At 69.2% G+C, this 20,449-nt stretch carries 19 protein-coding genes; 10 read left to right on the top strand and 9 right to left on the bottom strand.

Annotation, left to right across the window (positions count from 1 at the left end):
• Positions 1-15 precede the first annotated feature (15 nt).
• The 6 genes from OG385_RS11580 to OG385_RS11555 form a co-directional block, all read right to left on the bottom strand.
• A complete protein-coding gene (locus tag OG385_RS11580; protein WP_266854284.1) occupies positions 16-999 on the bottom strand; it encodes a M48 family metalloprotease in 984 nt (327 codons plus the stop codon).
• 439 nt (positions 1,000-1,438) lie between these two features.
• The gene (locus tag OG385_RS11575) at positions 1,439-1,966 is read right to left on the bottom strand and encodes a Pycsar system effector family protein (RefSeq protein WP_266860778.1); all 528 of its coding nucleotides are present in this window, start codon (positions 1,964-1,966) and stop codon (positions 1,439-1,441) included.
• Positions 1,967-2,193: 227 nt separating this feature from the next.
• The gene (locus OG385_RS11570; protein ID WP_266854283.1) at positions 2,194-3,345 is read right to left on the bottom strand and encodes an SPFH domain-containing protein; all 1,152 of its coding nucleotides are present in this window, start codon (positions 3,343-3,345) and stop codon (positions 2,194-2,196) included.
• 47 nt (positions 3,346-3,392) lie between these two features.
• Complete coding sequence (locus tag OG385_RS11565) at positions 3,393-5,570, bottom strand: hypothetical protein (RefSeq protein ID WP_266854281.1); 2,178 nt, start codon at positions 5,568-5,570, stop codon at positions 3,393-3,395.
• Positions 5,567-6,460: a hypothetical protein gene (locus OG385_RS11560; protein ID WP_266854279.1), complete on the bottom strand. Its 894-nt coding sequence runs from the start codon at positions 6,458-6,460 to the stop codon at positions 5,567-5,569. Before OG385_RS11560 ends, OG385_RS11565 begins: the two co-directional genes overlap by 4 nt.
• A 132-nt stretch (positions 6,461-6,592) precedes the next feature.
• Complete coding sequence (locus OG385_RS11555; RefSeq protein ID WP_266854278.1) at positions 6,593-7,336, bottom strand: Crp/Fnr family transcriptional regulator; 744 nt, start codon at positions 7,334-7,336, stop codon at positions 6,593-6,595.
• A gap of 384 nt (positions 7,337-7,720) precedes the next feature.
• Between OG385_RS11555 and rpsL the strand changes: the two genes are divergently transcribed.
• From rpsL to tuf, 4 genes are all read left to right on the top strand, one after another.
• Complete coding sequence (rpsL, locus tag OG385_RS11550) at positions 7,721-8,092, top strand: 30S ribosomal protein S12 (protein ID WP_003948652.1); 372 nt, start codon at positions 7,721-7,723, stop codon at positions 8,090-8,092.
• A 2-nt stretch (positions 8,093-8,094) separates the two neighbouring features.
• Positions 8,095-8,565 (top strand): 30S ribosomal protein S7, encoded by a 471-nt coding sequence (rpsG, locus tag OG385_RS11545; RefSeq protein WP_164264073.1) that lies wholly within the window; start codon positions 8,095-8,097, stop codon positions 8,563-8,565.
• A 38-nt stretch (positions 8,566-8,603) separates the two neighbouring features.
• Positions 8,604-10,733, top strand: a complete 2,130-nt coding sequence (gene fusA, locus OG385_RS11540) for an elongation factor G (protein WP_266854277.1) — start codon at positions 8,604-8,606, stop codon at positions 10,731-10,733.
• A gap of 157 nt (positions 10,734-10,890) precedes the next feature.
• Entirely contained in the window at positions 10,891-12,084 is a 1,194-nt protein-coding gene (gene tuf, locus OG385_RS11535) for an elongation factor Tu (protein WP_266854275.1), read from the top strand.
• A gap of 143 nt (positions 12,085-12,227) precedes the next feature.
• Here the strand turns inward: tuf and OG385_RS11530 are convergent, their stop codons facing one another.
• Positions 12,228-14,321, bottom strand: coding sequence for a PIG-L family deacetylase (locus tag OG385_RS11530; protein ID WP_266854273.1), 2,094 nt, complete (start codon positions 14,319-14,321; stop codon positions 12,228-12,230).
• 319 nt (positions 14,322-14,640) lie between these two features.
• A complete protein-coding gene (locus OG385_RS37460) occupies positions 14,641-15,219 on the bottom strand; it encodes a galactose oxidase-like domain-containing protein (RefSeq protein WP_353963165.1) in 579 nt (192 codons plus the stop codon).
• A gap of 173 nt (positions 15,220-15,392) precedes the next feature.
• Between OG385_RS37460 and gdhA the strand changes: the two genes are divergently transcribed.
• Positions 15,393-16,757, top strand: a complete 1,365-nt coding sequence (gene gdhA, locus OG385_RS11525) for an NADP-specific glutamate dehydrogenase (protein ID WP_266854271.1) — start codon at positions 15,393-15,395, stop codon at positions 16,755-16,757.
• A 92-nt stretch (positions 16,758-16,849) separates the two neighbouring features.
• Here the strand turns inward: gdhA and OG385_RS11520 are convergent, their stop codons facing one another.
• On the bottom strand, positions 16,850-17,095 hold the full coding sequence (locus OG385_RS11520; protein ID WP_266854270.1) for a hypothetical protein: 246 nt from the start codon (positions 17,093-17,095) through the stop codon (positions 16,850-16,852).
• Between the two features lie 521 nt (positions 17,096-17,616).
• Here OG385_RS11520 and rpsJ point away from each other — a divergent pair.
• Genes rpsJ through rplB form a run of 5 tightly spaced genes read left to right on the top strand, consistent with a single transcriptional unit; the run spans position 17,617 to position 20,444 of the window.
• Positions 17,617-17,925: a 30S ribosomal protein S10 gene (rpsJ, locus tag OG385_RS11515; protein ID WP_003948644.1), complete on the top strand. Its 309-nt coding sequence runs from the start codon at positions 17,617-17,619 to the stop codon at positions 17,923-17,925.
• Between the two features lie 13 nt (positions 17,926-17,938).
• The gene (gene rplC / locus OG385_RS11510; RefSeq protein ID WP_250299280.1) at positions 17,939-18,583 is read left to right on the top strand and encodes a 50S ribosomal protein L3; all 645 of its coding nucleotides are present in this window, start codon (positions 17,939-17,941) and stop codon (positions 18,581-18,583) included.
• A gap of 7 nt (positions 18,584-18,590) precedes the next feature.
• A complete protein-coding gene (rplD, locus tag OG385_RS11505) occupies positions 18,591-19,244 on the top strand; it encodes a 50S ribosomal protein L4 (RefSeq protein ID WP_164264443.1) in 654 nt (217 codons plus the stop codon).
• A complete protein-coding gene (rplW, locus tag OG385_RS11500; RefSeq protein WP_266854266.1) occupies positions 19,244-19,567 on the top strand; it encodes a 50S ribosomal protein L23 in 324 nt (107 codons plus the stop codon). Before rplD ends, rplW begins: the two co-directional genes overlap by 1 nt.
• Before the next feature lie 40 nt (positions 19,568-19,607).
• On the top strand, positions 19,608-20,444 hold the full coding sequence (rplB, locus tag OG385_RS11495; protein WP_164264445.1) for a 50S ribosomal protein L2: 837 nt from the start codon (positions 19,608-19,610) through the stop codon (positions 20,442-20,444).
• The last annotated feature ends 5 nt before the right edge of the window (positions 20,445-20,449 follow it).

The following is a 20,449-nucleotide window of genomic DNA, read 5'->3' as shown; positions in this document are numbered from 1 at the left end:
CCGCGCCCGTCCTTCTCAGGGGTGCTGCTGGAGGTACGGCTGGAGATGGTGCAGCCGGGTGTGGTAGTCGGGGTGGGAGGAGAGCAGCTTGCCGAGCCGGCCTTCTTCCTTCGGGGGCGGCACAGCCCCTTGCTGGGCGTACGGTCCGTACGGTCCGTACTGGGCGTACTGCGCGTACTGCGCGTACTGGGCCGCCTGGGCGGCGGCCGCTTTCTGCTGCTCCTGTGCGTAGTGCAGCTTGCTCAGTACGGCCGCGAGCATGGGGGCGAATCCCAGGGCCGCGGCGTGCTGGTCGGCGCGGATTTCGGCGCGCCGGTTGACGGCGGCCAGGGCGTACGGCACGGCCAGGAGCAGCAGCGGGATTCCGTACAGGCTGCTCAGCGTGGCGATGGCAAAGCCTCCGAATACCAGGGCGAGGATTCCGCCGAGGAAGCACGAGCAGGCCCGTGAGGCACGGAAGACGCCCGAGGCAACGCCGCGCAACGCCCGCCACACGAGCCTGCCGGGCAGTGCGTACCAGTAGCCGAGCAGCGACGACCAGGTGTGGCCTCCGACGTGGTGGCCGAGTTCGTGAGCCAGGACCGCGGCAAGTTCACCGTTGGGCAGGTTGTCCAGGGCGAACCGGGTGACGCCGACGATGTGGCCGGCCGCCCCCACCGCGTTGAGACTGGTGCTGTCCTCGATCCACAGTTCGTACGTGCGGTCCTCGACGCCCGCGCGTGCGATGACCTCGCGCCAGACGGGCTCCAGCCGGGCCCGTTCGTCCGGAGTGGGGTAGCGCAGCCGCAGGACGTGACGGGCCAGAGCGCTCTCGGTCGGGCGATGGAAGATCAGAACTCCGCTGACCAGCCAGATCAGTACGAGAATCAGGCCGATCCCGCCGAAGAACGCGGAGAGCAGCACCATGACGAGCAGGCTGCACAGCAGGTTCGGGAGGTGCAGCAGCAGATTTCCGACAGCCGCGGCGTCGGCCCCACGCTGGTGGGCGGCGATGTGCACGCGGCGCTGGGCGGTGCTGATGTGGTGCGGATGGACAGGTGGCTGCGGAGCCGGAGGCGGAGGCGGAACGGGAGCCGGGGCGGGCGCCGCCGGAGGCGGGCCGCCGTACTGCGGTGGTACGGAGGCCCGGAACGCCGTATCGGCCGGGTACCGGGGTGGTGCGGGGGTGCCGGGTGCTTGGGGGTACTGGGGTGGCGGTGGTGCGGGAGTTTCGGTTGTGCCGGGGTACGCCGGTGGTGCGGGGGTGTCGGGTGTTTGGGGGTACTGGGGTGGCGGTGGTGCGGGAGTTTCGGTTGTGCCGGGGTATTGCGGTGGTACGGGGGTGTCGGGTGCTCGGGGGTACGCCGGTGGGGCCGGGGTGTTCCCGGTGGGCGGTGCCGGGGGCTGGGCAGGATCGGGCGGCTGGACCATGGCGATGTTCCTTCGGAGTGGCGTGACGTCAGCCGATGAGCAGTGAAGCGGGCAGGAGCGCGGTGCCGACGCAGAACGCGATGAGGCCGGTACGGATCCAGTGGTGCTTCCGGGCGGCGATCCGGCTGGTCTCGGTGAGGGCCGCCGTGAACACGGCAGCCGGATTCCGGGCGGTGTCCGCGAGCGCGGGTTCCAACTGGCCGGCCCGGACAGCCTGTTGGATGTCACCGAAGTAGCAGAGCGGCTGCCCCGGGGCCCAGTCGCGGGTGCGGTAGCGCGGCAGCACGGCCAGCAGCAGGGCGAACAGCGAAAGGGCGAGCGCCGCTGCGCCCGACCACCAGAAGAAGGCTGCCGGCGCCGACAGCGCGTTCGGCGTCCAGCCGCGCCCGGCGAGCAGCGCGCTGAAAACACCCGCGGTCATGCCCAGCGCTGCTACCAGCACGGCTGCCTTGTTGTCGGCGCGTGATATCTCCGCCCGCAGCTCCACGAGGAGCCGCTCCGCCGGCAGTTGCTCTGCGGACGGGGCGCCGGAGGCGGGGACGGGCGTGTCCGGCAGGGGACCGGGGGACGGGCCAGGGCCCGGTCCGGGTATGGGCTCGGGCTCGGGCTCTGGTGAGGGTGCGTGTGCGGGGACAGGCTCGGGTGACGGGACAGGCTGGGGCTCGGGTGAGGGTGAGGGTAAGAGACCGGGCTCGGGTAAGGGCAAGGAGCCAGGCGCTGTGGCAGGCCTGGTGCCGTCGCCGTCCCGGGGGCCCCGCGGAGCCGGACGGGTCTCGGGTGACCTCATACCGGGGCACTTCCCGAAGGGGGGTGCGGGGGCATGGGAGGTGCCGGGGGTGTCTCGCGCCCGTACGTGCCGGGAGCGCCGGGGGCCGGCGGTGCGTCCTGGGGGCTGTCCGGTTCCGGCGTGCCGTAGGTCGGCCTGGAATCCTCCCCGGTCGGCAGCGCCTGTGCCTCGCCGGGCATGGGCGGTGGGGCCATGCCCGGCCCCACCTGCTGGCGGATGAGATTGTTCACCACGCGCAGCGCGTACTTGGCCGACTCCGCCTTCTGGTAGTCCTCCAGGGCGTCCCCGCCGATCAGTTCGAGCTGGCTCTGGATGAGAGAGAGCTGGTCGTGGCGGATCCCGCTGGTGGCAGCCTGGGTGTCCTCCGGATGCTGGGCGAGGTGCAGAGCCCAGGCGGCCACCCCGCCGTGCTGAAGATGGAACTGGTAGAACTCGATCTTCTTGGCCATCAGTTCGTGCTCATTGCGCAGCTGCGTCGCCTGCAACTCGTGTTCCTGCTGCGCCAGCCGCATCCGGTACTCGTGCTCCGGGGCGAGCATCTCGTTCTCGTACCGCAGATCCCGCTTGCGGCGGCGGTGGGCGATCGCCTCGTCGTCCTGGCGCAACCTCACCGTGCAGGTGACCTGGATGCCGATACCGGCGGCGAAGTCGACCGTCTGCAGTTCCTTCTGCACGGCGGCCTCGGCCCCCGCACTGTCCTCGATCGGGTACCGGCGGCCGACCGGCCGGGTGAGCTGCTGCAGCTCCCTGGTGAGCCGGGCCGGCACATCGCGTTCGCCGGAGGTCACGAAGCGGACCGGATCAGCGACCCGCCAGGTCAGATCGGCGCTCACACCGAAGGAGAACGCGTCGTCATCGCTGGGCAGTTGCACCTCCAGCTGGACGCTGTGGCTGCCCGTGTCCACTTCGTACACGGAGGTGTAGCGGCGGCTCGCGGCCTCCGAGCGGGTGGGCCGGTGCGGCGGCAGGAAGGCGTCGTACTCACCCTTGGCCGTGGTGAAGACCAGCGCGTGGTCGATCGCGGTCATCGTCCTGCGGGCCGTGTAGTCGAACCGCGAGATGGGCCGGTACGTGAGCACGGGGTCGATCAGATGGCTGTGCCGGTCGGCGTTCTGCTGCCACTCCGGCTGACGGCGGAAGTCCGCCATGCGGGTCAACTCCTCGATGGATCTGATGGAAAGACGGACATCCCGGCTCAGGCACTCCGCGGATTGAGGACCGACAGCAACCGGTCGGCGATCCGGGGACGCTCCGGTGAGCCGTCCGCGGACCGCAGCGTGCGCAGCAGATGGTCCAGCCTGCCGTGGTCGGCGGCCGTGGTGACCAGCTCCGGAAGCAGCAGGGTCAGCGCCTGTCCGGCGTCGGGCCGGCGCTCACCCGCGTACAGCCAGGTCCGCAGGGCGTCCAGCGCCGCCTTGGTGTGTGCGCGGTCCCCCAGGGCGGTGCGCCACAGCATGGCCAGGTCGCGGGCCGGGCCCGCGTCGTAGCTGCCGGACTCGGCGTACCAGTCGACCAGGCTGCCCTCTTCGTCGCTTTCGCAGGCGCGCACGAAGGCGGCGAGGGCGAGCCCGCGGACCGGAGCGGTGTCCTGGAGCAGCCTGACGAGCTCGGCGAGCATCTCGCCGCGGTTTCCGCCGGAGAGCAGGAGCGCGGTGGACTCCGTGAGATTGCGGCTCTCCGCCGGGCTGCTGTCCTCGGCTCTGGCGCGGGCCGCGAGCGCCTGGAGCGCCGACGCCGCCAGGTCCGGGCGCACCGGAGCGAGCAGCGCGAACGCCCGGATGGCGGTCCAGCGGCGGGCCCAGTGCGCGTCGCCGCACCACTGCGTCAGCAGCCGCAGGATCGCCGGCGCCTCCAACAGCTGGGCCAGGGTCAGGGCGTTCGCCGCTGTCACCCGGGGGCCGAAGGAGCGGGAGAGCGCCCACCCGTCGACCAGGGCCGCCATCGCCGACGGCAGATCGGCGGCCGCCAGCATCGCGGCCGCGGCTGCTGCCCGGGTGCGGACCATCGGACGGCCGTCCCTGGCGAGCTGTTTCAGCCAGTCCACCAGGGCGGGGCGCGCCGAGGGGTGACCGGTCCACACCTCGGTGAGCAGGGTGTGCGCGGTCCGCGGCTCCCGGAAGTGCGCCAGATACTGCGGGACGGGCCCCCAGTCGGTCGATTCGTTACGGGTCACGCCCTCGGCGCGGGCCAGGGCGAGCCGGTCGGACGCCGACGGTCCGAAGACGGGGATCGCGGGCTCCTGCTCGGGATGCTGGAGCCGCTGGAGGTTGACGAAGAGCCGGTCGCCGAGCTCGGCGGCCAGGACGTACGGAGCGCCGTCGAACACGGAGAGTGAGATCAGGAACGCCTTGTCCCGCAGCCCCAGTTCGCTGTCCGGGGCACTCAGCCAGTCGCGGCACTGCTTCTCCACCGCGCTGAGACTGAAACCCGCGAGCCCTGCGAGCGCCGCCGCGGTGCCGTCGTACTCGGCCAGCCTTCCGGCGAATTCGGCGGCTTCAGCGCACCGGTGGTGGCCGTGCGCCAGGAACTCCCGCACCGGGTCGAGCGTCAGCAGCCGCTCGGTCTCCGCGCCGCCGGTCTTCCGCGCGGCGAGGAAGGCCCGCAGCACCTCCTCGGCGGGCGGCGGCTCCCAGCAGAAGGGAGTGACACCCGGCAGGTACGGGGACGCTTCGACGGTGATCACCAGATAGCCGTCGTCGAACTGCTTGAGCCGGTCCGCCGCCGCGTACAGATGGGCGTCCCGCAGCGGCCTGTTGCGGCTCAGCGGCATGTCGCACAGCACATGCCCGCCGGAACCGGTCAGCTGGGCGGGCAGCGCCGAAGGGCCGGTCTCCGGTTGCAGCGCCCGGACGGTGGGCACGCCCAGCCGGTCCAGCAGCATCAGCGCCGCTGTCCGGCGGCCGGTCGCGTGCTGACCCGACAGTACGAGGACCCGCTCGGTGCGCAGGCGCTCCAGGGCGGCCGCGAAGGACGGGCCCTCGACGAAGTCGCCGGACAGGCGGTCCAGTTCCGTGCGGGGGATCTCCCCGGCGGAGTGGACGGAACCGCCGGCCGCTGAGGTGTGGTGGTGGATCTCGGTCTTGCCGCCCAGGAAGACGTCGCCCGCGACCTGGCCACCGGATACACCGTGCTGCGCCCCGCCGACCAGGGAGCCGCCGAAGGAAGCCGCCGATCCGAGGATGAACTCCGGTGCGTGGGCGAAGAGTTCGCGTTGTGCCGCGCGTGCCTCCTGGGACCGTTCCTCCGGCTCGCCGGGTTCGGTGGGCTGCGCGGGCCCGGCGGGGCGGCTGTCGCCGGGCGGTGGCTGCGGTGCGTCCGGTGCGGCCGCGCGCTGCCGGCCGGGGACGGGCGGCGGCGGTGCTGTTGTGCTCACGGTCGCCCGGTCCCCTCCGGCTCGCCCCTGCCACCGAGGTGTACGTCGCCGGTCACCGTGCCGCCGGAGACCCCGTGCTGGTCACCGCCGACCAGGCTGCCGCCGAACCGGGGAGCGCCCGCACCGAAGTTGAAGACGGCGCCGGCGCTCCTCGCGCTCCCGGCGCTCACTGGGCTTCCCGGGCTCGCTGTGCTGGCTGTGCCCTGAGTGGTCTCGCCGGGCCGGGACGCGGGGTCCTGGTCCGGCGCCGGGCGGTCCCCCGATCCGTCCGGCGCCGGAGTCTCTGCCGTGCCGGGCCCTGCCGTCCCGCCAAGCCCGGTGCTTGGCACCGGCCCGTGCAGCCAGGCCGCCAGCGGCCCGTTCTTGCTGGCCGCGGTGATGGCGTGGAAGGCGTTCCTGGGAATGCCGGGGTGGTCGTGCCGGACGATCCCGTCGTGCACGCTCTGCGCGACACAGAGCGCGAAGTCGTCGGAGCGCTCCCGCAGGGCGGCTCGCAGCACCTCCGCGTCGAGCAGCCGGCAGGCGTGGTTGAGGTCGGTGCCCACCCAGCCGTGCTGGTCGATCGCGACGTACCCGGTGGAGACCACGGCACGCAGCCGGATCTGCGCCGAGCGGGACGCCATCCGGTTCACCGCGCGCAACTGGGCCGGCACCTCGGTCAGCAGCGCCCGCAGCAGCGCGGTCACCGAGGCGTTGGCATCGATCAGTTCCATCACGGAGTCACCGCGGTCGGCACGCAGCCGGTACGTCTCGTCGATGCCGGCGCTCTCCAGGGCACGGTCGGCGATGCCGTACAGCATGCGCCGCAGGTACGCCTGCTCGATGTCGTCCCGGTCGCTGTACTTCTCGATGTCCAGCAGCAGGATCGTCCGGCTCACGGGATCGTTCATGGTCACCTCTCGGGTGGTTTTCCGGCGTGGGCAGCAGCTTGGGCTCTGCGAGGCCGCGGTGGTGAGGGCGCCTGACGCACTGGGAGTGTGACCGTGTGCACAGAGTCGCTCCGGATGAACGGACGCTCACTCTCAGTCAGCGGTTCCCGTGCGCCGACCGTCCACGGCGGGCTGTCCGGCGCGCGCGATCAGGCGCAGCACATCCGGCCGGGTGATCAGCAGAGTCCGTCGCCCGGTGACCACGGCTCCGCGCTCCCGCAACTCCTTGAGCAGCCGCTGGACCATCTCCCGTGAGGCGCCCACGGAGCCCGCGAGCTCCTGTTTGCTCAGCGGGACGGTCAGCTCGATTCCCTCTTCGGTGCGCCGGCCGTGCGTACGTGCGAGGTCGAGCAGCAGCACGGCGAAGCGTTCCCGCACGGCCATGGAGGCGAATTCGAGCCGGCGCCGGTCCGCGGCGCGGGTCCGGTCCGACGCCAGCCCGAGGAGGGCGAAGGAGATGGCGGGGGAGCGGCCGAGGAGCCCGGTGAAGCGCTCGTGCTCGACGGCCACGGCGCGGACCGGCTCCAGCGCGGTCACCGTCGCCGAGCGCGGGCGGCCGGTCAGCGCGGCGGACTCGCCGATGACGTCGCCGGGGCCGCGCAGGGCGAGCAGGGCCTCGTACCCGTTGGCAGCCGAGGCGGTGACCTTCGTCCAGCCGGTCAGGACGAACAGCACATGGGAGGACGGCTCGCGCTGGTGGAGCAGGGTGACCCTGGGCGCGAAGGCCAGTTCATGACCAAGCGCGAGCAGCGCCGCCCGGTCCTCGCTCTCCAGCCGGGCCAGAAACGGAACGCGGTCGTCCAGTCCTCCGTCGGCGGGTAAGTACGCTGCTGTCATATCGGCCCCCGAATCAGCACAGCGGATCGATCAACGTAGCCGACGGAGCGGTGCTCCGGGTCCGGGAGTGCCGGGATGATCTCCGAACCGGCAGGTCCGGGCCGCGGGAGGGGCCGCGGCGGAGGGGTGACATCTCCGGTGCGTCACGGCCCGGGGCATTTGTTTTGACCGCAGTCGATGCGGTAGGTACGCTCTGACCTTGTGCCTGGGGTGTGCCCTGGCTCCTGTGCGTGTCTTCAACCGCATGACGAGCTGTAAGTGACCACCGCAATCTGTGCCCTTCCCGCCACTTCGGCGGGGGTCTGCAGTATTCGACACACCCGACCGCGTGGGTCGGAGTGGTTCCAGGTTAGTTCTACACGGCACACAGAAACCGGAGAAGTAGTGCCTACGATCCAGCAGCTGGTCCGGAAGGGCCGGCAGGACAAGGTCGAGAAGAACAAGACTCCCGCGCTTGAGGGCTCGCCCCAGCGTCGTGGTGTCTGCACCCGTGTCTTCACGACCACCCCGAAGAAGCCCAACTCGGCGCTCCGCAAGGTCGCGCGTGTTCGTCTGACCTCCGGCATTGAGGTCACGGCCTACATCCCGGGTGAGGGACACAACCTGCAGGAGCACTCGATCGTGCTCGTGCGTGGTGGCCGTGTGAAGGACCTGCCCGGTGTTCGCTACAAGATCATCCGCGGTTCGCTCGACACCCAGGGTGTCAAGAACCGCAAGCAGGCCCGCAGCCGCTACGGCGCCAAGAAGGAGAAGTAAGAATGCCTCGTAAGGGCCCCGCCCCGAAGCGCCCGGTCATCATTGATCCGGTCTATGGTTCTCCTCTTGTCACCTCGCTGATCAACAAGATCCTGCTGAACGGCAAGCGTTCCACCGCCGAGCGGATCGTGTACGGCGCCATGGAGGGCCTTCGCGAGAAGACCGGCGCCGACCCGGTCATCACGCTGAAGCGCGCGCTTGAGAACGTCAAGCCGTCTCTTGAGGTCAAGTCCCGCCGTGTCGGTGGCGCCACCTACCAGGTGCCGATCGAGGTCAAGCCCGGTCGCGCCGCCACCCTCGCGCTGCGCTGGGTCGTCGGCTACTCCCGCGCCCGTCGCGAGAAGACGATGACCGAGCGGCTCACCAACGAGCTGCTCGACGCCTCGAACGGTCTTGGCGCTGCCGTCAAGAAGCGTGAGGACACCCACAAGATGGCCGAGTCCAACAAGGCCTTCGCGCACTACCGCTGGTAGTCGCTACCCACATCGAGACCGAGAGAAGATTGAGCCTTATGGCCACCACTTCGCTTGACCTGGCCAAGGTCCGCAACATTGGGATCATGGCCCACATCGACGCGGGCAAGACGACCACCACTGAGCGGATCCTCTTCTACACCGGTGTGAGCTACAAGATCGGTGAAGTCCACGACGGCGCAGCCACGATGGACTGGATGGAGCAGGAGCAGGAGCGCGGCATCACGATCACGTCGGCCGCGACGACCTGCCACTGGCCGCTCAACGATGTCGATCACACGATCAACATCATCGACACCCCGGGTCACGTCGACTTCACCGTCGAGGTGGAGCGTTCGCTCCGCGTCCTCGACGGCGCTGTCACCGTGTTCGACGGTGTCGCGGGCGTCGAGCCGCAGTCCGAGACTGTCTGGCGTCAGGCGGACCGCTACGGCGTTCCGCGTATCTGCTTCGTCAACAAGCTGGACCGTACCGGTGCCGAGTTCCACCGCTGCGTCGACATGATCGTCGACCGCCTCGGTGCGGTGCCGCTGGTCATGCAGCTCCCGATCGGCGCCGAGGCCGACTTCAAGGGCGTCGTCGACCTCGTGACGATGAAGGCCTTTGTCTGGTCCGCCGAGGCGACCAAGGGCGAGATGTACGACGTCGTCGACATCCCGGAGACCCACACCGAGGCGGCCGACGAGTGGCGCGGCAAGCTGCTCGAAGCCGTCTCGGAGAACGACGACGAGATGATGGAGCTGTACCTGGAGGGCCAGGAGCCCACCGAGGAGCAGCTCTACGCGGCGATCCGCCGTATCACCCTTGCTTCCAAGGGCTCTGCGGACTCCGTCACCGTCACTCCCGTCTTCTGTGGCACGGCCTTCAAGAACAAGGGCGTCCAGCCCCTGCTCGACGCGGTCGTCCGCTACCTGCCGTCCCCCCTGGACGTCGAGGCCATCGAGGGCCACGACGTCAAGGACCCCGAGACGGTCGTCAAGCGTCGGCCGTCCGACGAGGAGCCGTTCTCCGGTCTTGCGTTCAAGATCGCGAGCGACCCGCACCTCGGCAAGCTCACCTTCGTCCGGATTTATTCGGGCCGCCTTGAGGCCGGCACCGCGGTGCTGAACTCGGTCAAGGGCAAGAAGGAGCGCATCGGCAAGATCTACCGTATGCACGCGAACAAGCGTGAGGAGATCGCGTCGGTGGGCGCGGGCGACATCATCGCCGTCATGGGGCTGAAGCAGACCACGACCGGTGAGACGCTCTGCGACGACAAGCAGCCGGTGATCCTGGAGTCCATGGACTTCCCGGCACCGGTCATCGAGGTCGCCATCGAGCCGAAGTCCAAGGGTGACCAGGAGAAGCTGGGTGTCGCCATCCAGCGGCTCTCGGAGGAGGACCCCTCCTTCCAGGTCCACTCCGAGGAGGAGACCGGCCAGACCATCATCGGTGGTATGGGCGAGCTTCACCTTGAGGTGCTCGTCGACCGCATGAAGCGCGAGTTCCGCGTCGAGGCGAACGTCGGCAAGCCCCAGGTCGCGTACCGCGAGACGATCCGCAAGACCGTCGACCGTATCGACTACACGCACAAGAAGCAGACTGGTGGTACCGGCCAGTTCGCGAAGGTGCAGATCGCGATGGAGCCCATCGAGGGCGGCGACGCGACCTACGAGTTCGTGAACAAGGTCACCGGTGGCCGCATCCCCCGTGAGTACATCCCCTCGGTGGACGCGGGCGCGCAGGAAGCCATGAAGTTCGGCATCCTGGCCGGTTACGAGATGGTGGGTGTCCGCATCACCCTTCTCGACGGTGGCTACCACGAGGTGGACTCCTCGGAGCTCGCCTTCAAGATCGCCGGTTCGCAGGCGTTCAAGGAGGGTGCCCGCAAGGCGTCCCCCGTGCTCCTTGAGCCGATGATGGCCGTCGAGGTCACCACGCCCGAGGACTACATGGGCGATGTCATCGGCGACCTCAACTCCCGCCGTGGCCAGATCCAGGCCATGGAGGAGCGCAGCGGCGCTCGCGTCGTGAAGGGCCTCGTGCCCCTCTCGGAGATGTTCGGCTACGTCGGAGACCTCCGCAGCAAGACCTCGGGTCGCGCAAGCTACTCGATGCAGTTCGACTCCTACGCCGAGGTTCCGCGGAACGTCGCCGAGGAGATCATCGCGAAGGCCAAGGGCGAGTAACTCTTCCGAGTCCACGCTTTAGGCTTATCACCGGAGCCACTGGGGCATTCGACGCAGAGCGCAAGCAATGCGGCGGGTGCCCCGGGCCCCGGCATCCCAGCAAAGATCACCTGGCGCCGATGAAGCAAGGCGTACAGAACCACTCCAGGAGGACCCAGTGGCGAAGGCGAAGTTCGAGCGGACTAAGCCGCACGTCAACATCGGCACCATCGGTCACATTGACCACGGTAAGACGACCCTCACGGCCGCCATTACCAAGGTGCTGCATGACGCGTACCCGGACCTGAACGAGGCCTCGGCCTTCGACCAGATCGACAAGGCTCCCGAGGAGCGCCAGCGCGGTATCACGATCTCGATCGCGCACGTCGAGTACCAGACGGAGTCGCGTCACTACGCGCACGTCGACTGCCCGGGTCACGCTGACTACATCAAGAACATGATCACGGGTGCGGCGCAGATGGACGGCGCCATCCTCGTGGTCGCGGCCACCGACGGCCCGATGCCGCAGACCAAGGAGCACGTGCTCCTGGCCCGCCAGGTCGGCGTTCCGTACATCGTTGTCGCGCTGAACAAGGCCGACATGGTGGACGACGAGGAGATCCTGGAGCTCGTCGAGCTTGAGGTCCGTGAGCTCCTCTCCGAGTACGAGTTCCCGGGCGACGACCTTCCGGTCGTCAAGGTCTCGGCGCTCAAGGCCCTTGAGGGCGACAAGGAGTGGGGCCAGACCGTCCTCGACCTGATGAAGGCCGTCGACGAGTCGATCCCGCAGCCCGAGCGTGACGTCGAGAAGCCGTTCCTGATGCCGATCGAGGACGTCTTCACGATCACCGGTCGTGGCACCGTCGTCACCGGTCGTATCGAGCGTGGTGTCCTCAAGGTCAACGAGACCGTTGACATCGTGGGCATCAAGCAGGAGAAGACCACCACCACGGTCACCGGCATCGAGATGTTCCGCAAGCTGCTCGACGAGGGCCAGGCCGGTGAGAACGTCGGTCTGCTCCTCCGTGGCATCAAGCGCGAGGACGTCGAGCGCGGCCAGGTCATCATCAAGCCCGGTTCGGTCACGCCGCACACCGAGTTCGAGGCCCAGGCCTACATCCTGTCGAAGGACGAGGGTGGCCGTCACACCCCGTTCTTCAACAACTACCGCCCGCAGTTCTACTTCCGTACCACGGACGTAACGGGCGTTGTGACCCTTCCCGAGGGCACCGAGATGGTCATGCCGGGCGACAACACCCTCATGAGCGTCTCGCTGATCCAGCCCGTCGCCATGGAAGAGGGCCTGAAGTTCGCCATCCGTGAGGGTGGCCGGACCGTGGGCGCCGGCCAGGTCACGAAGATCCTCAAGTAATCACTTGATGGTCTGACCTGGTCGCTCACACAGAGCACCTGGTAACAGCAGAGGGCCCCCGGCCCGCCGTTCGCGGCGGACCGGGGGCCCTTCTGTGTTGCCCGTCCGGTGAGCGATGAGGTGAGCGCGGTGCGCCGGTACGGCTACACGTCCCGGACCGGCCGCCACAGCCAGGGGAGTGCTCCCGGGCCGATACCCGCCACGGTGGGTCCGGAAGAGTCCCCGGCGGTCCCGGCGCTCGTGGCACCCTCGGCCAGCAAGGTGGCCCCCGAGAGCGGTACGACGCCGTCGGTGCGCCGCAGCACCTTCCCGTTCAGCAGGAGCTGGATGCGGCCCCGGTCGTCCTGGCCGAGCAGCGCGGGCTCCGCGGCGCGGGAGTCGGCGCGGGTTCCGGCGCGGGCGCCGGGCCGGGTGCCGCCCAGGTGCACATGGGTGGTCGCGGCCGTCGCGGGCCTGCGGTAGTACACATCCACGCCGCCGTCCGGCGCGGCGGTCGCGGTGGGGAAGTCGCCGGGCAGCGGCAGGAGGGGGTCCGGGTGCAGTTCCACAGGCCCGCCCGCCACGGTCTGGGCCCAGTGGTGCACGGTGTCCCGGCCCGAGGCGAAGACATGGACCAGGCCCGCCGAGTCGACCGTGGCGGAGAGTCCGTCCTGGATCTGGCCGCCACCCAGGCTCCGCCAGGGGGACCAGCTCCCCGCGGTGGAACGGACCCGGGTGCTGATGCCCTGGGCGGCGTCGCGTATGAAGAGGTGCACGTGCCCCGCGCGGTCGGTGACCGCGACGGGGACGCCTATTCGACGGCCCCGGTCCGGGTCGCTCTCCGGGTTGCCGAGCCCGGTCCAGGCCGCGAACTTCCCACCGGGCGTGCTCTGTTGGAGCAGCACTATCTCCCGCGTGTTGGTCGAGCCGTGCCCGGCTATCGAAGCGAACCGCAGCGCGAACAGCAGCTGCCGGCCGTCCTTGAGCGCGGCCGCACCGAGCGTCGGGGCCAGCGGTCCGCCGCCCAGGTCGTGCGGCGACCCCCACTGTCCGCTGCCCGGCGCCGTCTCCCGCCAGCGCACCGCGCGCAGGCCGAGGACCCCGTACCCGACGAGGTGCCCGTCCTGCTCGGTGGCCAGGACGGGGCGCGGGCCCGGATAGCGGTAGTGGGTCGAGCGGACCCACCCCTTCTTGTTGGTCAGCGGCCGGCCGACGCCCACGTTGTAGTCGCCGCAGCCGCCCGGGTTCCCGCAGTTCCAGGCCTCGTTGCCGCCGTACGGGAGCAGGTTCGCGGCCTTCTGGGCGAGCACCTTCGGCGACAGGTTCTTCGGCCAGTGGCGGTTGTAGTAGCCCCGGTAGGCCGTGGCGACGAAGGCGGGCACCTCGCCCTTCCCCTGTGTAGCCTCCGCGACCCAGCGGATCATCGCCGCCCAGCTGAAGGAGGCGGTGGCGGTGTGGTCCGCGTGGTCGGAGTAGCCGACCTGCTCGCTGTCCTTGCGGCGGACGGCGGTCGGGCTGTGCTGGATGTCCGGGTCGGGGTCGAGGGTGTGGATGACGGTCGGGCGGTACTGCGCCATCAGCCCGGTGAGCACGTCGACCATGGCGTCGTACGTGTACGCGTCCGCCTCCTGGAGCGGGGAGCCTTCGGCGACCACGGTCCGCAGGCTGAGCCCCCGGTCGGTCCAGAGCGACGGCAGGCCGAGCCGCCCGTGGGCGGTGTGCATGGCGGTGTTGAGGAATACCAGTTCGACCCGGCGAGTGCCCCGCACCAGCGTGTCGACCTCGGCGCGGATGCCACCGCGGAGGGTGACGACGTCCTTCTGCCACTCCGTGAACGGGGGGAGGCCCAGCTGCACCGCGTACGCCTGGCGCAGGCCCTGGTGGCGGGCCGACGAGTAGGCGGGCTTGTCGGGGACGGGGTGTGGCTGGCCCGCGATGACGTTGATGCCGGTGGCCTCACCTGCGGTGACGTACACGCAGACCAGGGGCGTTCCGGAGTCCAGCATCCGCTGGGTGTCCGGGTTCATGAAGTACATGTCGTCGTCGGGGTGGGCCAGTATCTGCATGAGCCGGTCGTGCCTGGCTACGGATATCGCTTTGCCCGGCATCGGGTCGGCGGTGCTGGTGGTGCGGCGCGGCGACGCGGGCACGGAGCAGGCGCTGAGCGCGGCGGACGCGGCGGCCGTACCGATCCCGGCGAGCAGGAACCTGCGGGAGGGACCGGAACCCTGGTGTGCGGGGCCGGGCCCCTCCGGCATCCCCCTGCTCGGTACTCCTCCGTGCGATCTCCCCTTGCGTGATATCTCCTGAGATATCCCCCTCTGCGATATCCCGATGCGCGATATCCCCATGTGAAGGTGCTCCGTCCGCTCCCCTGCACGGGCCCTCCCGTGCTCTCCCGGTCTGCTTGACGGGGTTCCCGGAGCGGAGGTTGCCTCCGGGCGGGACGCTGTTACGGGAGGTAGGGGCGGTGGAGCGGGTTCCGTGGCGCCCGCCGCCCCGGGCCCGTCCGTGGCGGCGGGCGTCACGGACGATGCGCTGACGAAACCCTGACGAGGCTTTGACGAAACCCTGGAGCTACCCGGTGACCCGTACCATCCGGCCCGGCGACGGCGTGCCCGCGGCGTCCACGACGATGAGCTGGTAGTAGCCCGGAGGCGCGGCGGCCGGGTTGCCGAGCGCCTTGGCGGTGATGCTGCCCGCCGACCACCAGCACCCGGGCCGTCGCTCCGGGCCTGCCCGGCGTGAGCGGCAGCAGGACCTGGGAGCCGTAAGTGGGGTACGAGCGTGAGCCCTTGTTGAGCATCGGGTAATAGCCGCCCAGCTTGAGCGGACCGGCTGCTCCCGGCGCGGGGTCGTACGCGTAGAGCCGGCCCCTGTTGCACTCCGCCATCGCCACGACGGTGCCGTGCTCCCCCCTGGGCAGTACGTAGACACCGGGGTACGTCGCGAGCCGCTCGGGCTTCCCTGGGTGTCACGCCCAGCTTCCGCTCGTCGACGAGCGGTTCTCCGAGGCCGGTCGTGGTGCGGACGTCCGGCTTCCTGCACTTCCCGGTCGGCTGCCGGCCCGGATACGGCGGGCCTGCGGGCCCGTTCACTCGCTCGACGCCCGACAAAACGAATCTGCGCGAAATGGTCGGGAAAACCGTTCGTCATCGCCGCCGTGCATGCCGCCGCGCTGGGCCCGCCGGCCCGCCGGCCGTCTCAATAGCCGGACGGCTGGGCGCAGGCGTTCTCGCCGGGACGATCGTGGAGGGGAGACACTGGGGCCGACGACCGCCCGCCGCACACGGGCGGCCGTCGTCTGCGCCCGACCGGAAGGGACACCTGTGACACCGCCAACCACGAGTTCTTCGAAGGACAAGCTCGCTGCCCTGCGCACCGAGATCGAGCACCGCAACCCGGCCCAGCCCGAGTTCCACCAGGCAGTTCACGAAGTACTGGAGAGCCTGGCGCCGGTGCTGGCCGTGCGGGACGACTACGCGCAGGCGAGCCTGGTGGAACGTCTCTGCGAGCCGGAGCGGCAGATCATCTTCCGGGTGCCCTGGCAGGACGACCGGGGGAGGGTGCACGTCAACCGCGGCTTCCGGGTGGAGTTCAACAGTGCGCTCGGCCCGTACAAGGGCGGTCTGCGCTTCCACTCGTCGGTGAACATCGGCATCGTGAAGTTCCTCGGCTTCGAGCAGGTCTTCAAGAACGCGCTGACCGGTCTTGGCATCGGCGGCGGCAAGGGCGGCAGCGACTTCGACCCGCACGGCCGCTCCGACTCCGAGGTCATGCGCTTCTGCCAGTCCTTCATGACGGAACTGCACCGGCACATCGGCGCGCACACCGACGTGCCCGCCGGTGACATCGGCGTCGGCGGCCGCGAGATCGGCTATCTCTTCGGCCAGTACCGGCGCATCACCAACCGCTGGGAGTCCGGTGTCCTCACCGGCAAGGGCGCCTCCTGGGGCGGCTCGGCGATCAGGCCCGAGGCGACCGGATACGGGAACGTCTACTTCGCCGCCGAAATGCTGCGCCGCCGCGGCGAGGACCTGCAGGGTCAGACCGCGGTGGTCTCCGGGTCGGGCAACGTCGCCATCTACACCATCGAGAAGCTCAAGGCCCTCGGGGCCAACGCTCTGACCTGCTCGGACTCCGGTGGCTACGTCATCGACGACAAGGGCATCGACGTCGAACTCCTGAAGCAGGTCAAGGAGGTCGAACGCGCCCGCATCAGTGAGTACGCGGAGCGCCGCGGCGGGTCCGCCCGGTACATCAGCGGCGGCAGCGTCTGGGACGTGCCCGCGGACATCGCACTGCCCTCGGCCACCCAGAACGAACTCGACGCCGACGCCGCGGCGACCCTCGTACGCAACGGGGTCAAGGCCGTCTCCGAGGGCGCCAACATGCCGGCCACCCTGGAGGCCGTGGACGTCCTGCACGAGGCGGGAGTCGCCTTCGGCCCCGGCAAGGCGGCCAACGCGGGCGGGGTCGCGGTCAGCGCCCTGGAGATGCAGCAGAACGCGGCCCGTGACACCTGGACGCCCGCGCGCGTCGAGGACGAACTGCTGCGGATCATGCGCGACATCCACCACACCTGCTACGAGACCGCCGAGCGCTACGGCGCCCCCGGCAACTACGTGACCGGCGCCAACATCGCCGGATTCGAACGGGTCGCGGACGCGATGCTGGCGCAGGGCGTCATCTGAGAGGCCCGCTGAAACACCTGTGGTAACGGCCGGCCCCGCTCCTGCTGGAGCGGGGCCGGCTTGCTGTGCGGCGTTGCGGCGAGCCGGGCCGGTCAGTCCTCGGTGAAGAGGTCGTCCGCCGTGGTGGCGGTGAGCGCCCGGTCGAGCCAGCTCAGGAGGGTGTCCGGGTCGGCGCAGGCGGTGATCCGGTCGATCACTTCCTGAGTGGTCGCGATACCGCGCCGGTCAAGGATCCGCAGAACGGATTTCGCTTCACCCTTCGCTTCACCTTCTGCACGGCCCTCCGCCCGCAGACGCTGGGAGGTCTCCGAACGGAAGAAGGAGAGGTCGGCGGCCATGAGTTTCAAGCTACCGGGCATATCCCATGGCATATGCAGAACCAGTTTGTATTCACCCATTGAGGTGAAGAGGAGCCCCGCCCCGCGACCGCCCCGTACGGCCTCACAGGTGGCCCGCGTCCGGCCGGGGGAGTGCTGGGGTACAGTCTCCGGCCGCGATTGGCGTCCGTGGTGACCCGTATGGCAGACTATCGGGGTTGCTCGGTTGAGTGCCGATGCTGCGCGCCTCCCGTCGGGAGGACTGGAAGCAAGTCCCACAGTACTCGTCGCCCCAACTGCCGTAAGGCAGCGCTGAGGCGGACGTACGGGAATCTTCCGGGAAGCGTCAGCGGGGTGCCGACCAGGCGCCCGGTGGGTGTTCGTCCCCCGGCTCGCGGTCACTGGCCCGCACCCCTTGGTTGGGAAATCCTTCGGGAGATCTTCGTAGAGGGAATGCGACACGCCCGACCGCGTGGGTCGGAGGCGGATGCAGGACCTGCCGGGTCCCAGAGCGTTACGAGAGACAGGACTACTGAGTAGCCATGGCGGGACAGAAGATCCGCATCCGGCTCAAGGCCTACGACCACGAGGTCATCGACTCTTCGGCAAAGAAGATCGTCGAGACGGTGACGCGAACTGGTGCGTCGGTCGCAGGCCCGGTGCCGCTGCCCACTGAGAAGAACGTGTACTGCGTCATCAAGTCGCCGCACAAGTACAAGGACTCGCGCGAGCACTTCGAGATGCGCACGCACAAGCGCCTCATCGACATTCTCGACCCCACGCCGAAGACGGTTGACTCGCTGATGCGTCTCGACCTGCCGGCAGGCGTCGACATCGAGATCAAGCTCTGAGGTGACGCGCGAGATGACTAAGAACATCAAGGGCGTCCTGGGCGAGAAGCTCGGCATGACCCAGGTCTGGGACGAGAACAACCGGGTTGTCCCGGTGACCGTCGTCAAGGCCGGGCCGTGCGTCGTGACGCAGGTCCGTACGAACGACATCGACGGCTACGAGTCGGTCCAGATCGCCTTCGGCGAGATCGACCCTCGCAAGGTGAACAAGCCCCTCAAGGGTCACTTCGCCAAGGCCGACGTGACTCCGCGCCGCCACCTGGTGGAGCTCCGCACCCCTGACGCCAGCGAGTACACGCTGGGCCAGGAGATCACCGCCCAGGTGTTCGAGTCCGGCATCAAGGTTGATGTCACGGGCAAGAGCAAGGGCAAGGGCTTCGCCGGTGTCATGAAGCGCCACAACTTCAAGGGTGGCAAGGCTTCCCACGGTGCCCACCGCGTGCACCGTAAGCCTGGCTCCATCGGTGGCTGTGCCACCCCGGGCCGTGTCTTCAAGGGCATGCGCATGGCGGGCCGCATGGGCAACGAGCGGGTCACCACCCAGAACCTGACCGTCCACGCCGTTGACGCGGAGAAGGGTCTGCTGCTCATCAAGGGCGCGGTCCCCGGTCCGAACGGCGGCCTCGTCCTGGTCCGTACCGCGGCCAAGGGGGCTTGAGGAACCGATGAGCACCATTGACATCCTTTCGCCGGCAGGCGACAAGGCCGGGACCGTCGAACTCCCCTCGGAGATCTTCGACGCCAAGATCAGCATCCCGCTGATCCACCAGGTCGTTGTCGCACAGCTGGCCGCGGCCCGTCAGGGCACGCACAAGACCAAGCGTCGCGGCGAAGTCCGCGGTGGCGGTAAGAAGCCTTACCGCCAGAAGGGCACCGGCCGCGCGCGCCAGGGTTCGACCCGTGCGCCGCAGTTCGCCGGCGGTGGCGTCGTCCACGGCCCGCAGCCGCGTGACTACTCGCAGCGCACTCCGAAGAAGATGAAGGTCGCCGCTCTGCGCGGTGCCCTCACCGACCGGGCGCAGAACGCTCGCGTCCACGTCGTCTCCGGCGTGGTCGAGGGCGCTGCCTCCACGAAGGCCGCGAAGTCCCTGCTGGGCAAGGTCAGCGAGCGCAAGCACGTGCTCCTGGTCGCCGAGCGTTCGGACGAGGCCGCGTGGCTCTCCGCCCGCAACCTGCCCCAGGTGCACCTCCTGGAGCCGGGCCAGCTGAACACGTACGACGTGCTCGTCTCCGATGACGTGGTCTTCACCAAGGCCGCCTTCGAGTCCTTCGTGTCTGGCCCCAAGGCCACCACTGAGACCGAAGGGAGCGACGTCTGATGGCTGAGGCGACCGTTACCAGCAAGACCTTCACGGACCCGCGCGACGTCCTCGTCAAGCCGGTTGTTTCCGAGAAGAGCTACGCGCTGCTCGACGAGAACAAGTACACGTTCATCGTCGCGCCGGGCTCCAACAAGACCCAGATCAAGCAGGCCGTGGAAGCGGTCTTCTCGGTCAAGGTCACCGGAGTCAACACGATCAACCGCCAGGGCAAGCGCAAGCGCACCCGTACCGGGTTCGGAAAGCGCGCTGACACCAAGCGCGCCATCGTGACCCTTGCCGAGGGCGACCGTATCGACATCTTCGGCGGTCCGACCGCCTGACGGCGGTCTGGATCGTCCGGAATCGGACGAGGACTGAGAAATGGGAATCCGCAAGTACAAGCCGACAACGCCGGGCCGCCGTGGCTCCTCCGTTGCCGACTTTGTCGAGATCACGCGGTCCACGCCGGAGAAGTCGCTGGTTCGCCCTCTGCACAGCAAGGGCGGCCGTAACAACACCGGCCGGATCACCGTTCGTCACCAGGGTGGCGGACACAAGCGTGCCTTCCGTGTGATCGACTTCCGTCGTCACGACAAGGACGGTGTGCCGGCGAAGGTCGCGCACATCGAGTACGACCCGAACCGCACCGCGCGCATCGCGCTCCTGCACTACGCGGACGGCGAGAAGCGCTACATCCTTGCCCCGGCCAAGCTGGGCCAGGGCGACCGGGTGGAGAACGGCGCAGGTGCCGACATCAAGCCGGGCAACAACCTGCCGCTGCGCAACATCCCGGTCGGTACGACCATCCACGCCATCGAGATGCGTCCCGGTGGCGGAGCGAAGATCGCCCGTTCCGCGGGTGCTTCGGTCCAGCTGCTCGCGAAGGAAGGCGCCATGGCGCACCTTCGTATGCCGTCGGGCGAGGTCCGTCTGGTCGACATCCGCTGCCGCGCCACCATCGGCGAGGTCGGCAATGCCGAGCAGTCGAACATCAACTGGGGCAAGGCCGGCCGTATGCGCTGGAAGGGCGTCCGCCCGTCCGTCCGCGGTGTCGCGATGAACCCGGTCGACCACCCGCACGGTGGTGGTGAGGGCAAGACCTCCGGTGGTCGCCACCCGGTCAGCCCGTGGGGTCAGAAGGAGGGTCGTACTCGCTCGCCGAAGAAGGCTTCGAGCAAGTACATCGTCCGCCGCCGCAAGACGAACAAGAAGCGCTAGGAGCG

Source organism: Streptomyces sp. NBC_01306 (genome assembly GCF_026340465.1).
Taxonomy (GTDB): Bacteria; Actinomycetota; Actinomycetes; order Streptomycetales; family Streptomycetaceae; genus Streptomyces.
This window is presented reverse-complemented; position numbering and strand designations above follow the sequence as displayed.

Bases quoted from the DNA above. Each gene is read 5' to 3' on its own strand.
- OG385_RS11570 (WP_266854283.1), bottom strand. From the start codon at position 3,345: ATGGCGGACTTCCGCCGTCAGCCGGAGTGGCAGCAGAACGCCGACCGG.
- OG385_RS11560 (WP_266854279.1), bottom strand. From the start codon at position 6,460: ATGAACGATCCCGTGAGCCGGACGATCCTGCTGCTGGACATCGAGAAG.
- OG385_RS11555 (WP_266854278.1), bottom strand. From the start codon at position 7,336: ATGACAGCAGCGTACTTACCCGCCGACGGAGGACTGGACGACCGCGTT.
- rpsG (WP_164264073.1), top strand. From the start codon at position 8,095: ATGCCTCGTAAGGGCCCCGCCCCGAAGCGCCCGGTCATCATTGATCCG.
- fusA (WP_266854277.1), top strand. From the start codon at position 8,604: ATGGCCACCACTTCGCTTGACCTGGCCAAGGTCCGCAACATTGGGATC.
- OG385_RS11530 (WP_266854273.1), bottom strand. From the start codon at position 14,321: ATGCCGGAGGGGCCCGGCCCCGCACACCAGGGTTCCGGTCCCTCCCGC.
- OG385_RS37460 (WP_353963165.1), bottom strand. From the start codon at position 15,219: ATGACGAACGGTTTTCCCGACCATTTCGCGCAGATTCGTTTTGTCGGG.
- OG385_RS11520 (WP_266854270.1), bottom strand. From the start codon at position 17,095: ATGGCCGCCGACCTCTCCTTCTTCCGTTCGGAGACCTCCCAGCGTCTG.
- rpsJ (WP_003948644.1), top strand. From the start codon at position 17,617: ATGGCGGGACAGAAGATCCGCATCCGGCTCAAGGCCTACGACCACGAG.
- rplC (WP_250299280.1), top strand. From the start codon at position 17,939: ATGACTAAGAACATCAAGGGCGTCCTGGGCGAGAAGCTCGGCATGACC.
- rplD (WP_164264443.1), top strand. From the start codon at position 18,591: ATGAGCACCATTGACATCCTTTCGCCGGCAGGCGACAAGGCCGGGACC.
- rplW (WP_266854266.1), top strand. From the start codon at position 19,244: ATGGCTGAGGCGACCGTTACCAGCAAGACCTTCACGGACCCGCGCGAC.
- rplB (WP_164264445.1), top strand. From the start codon at position 19,608: ATGGGAATCCGCAAGTACAAGCCGACAACGCCGGGCCGCCGTGGCTCC.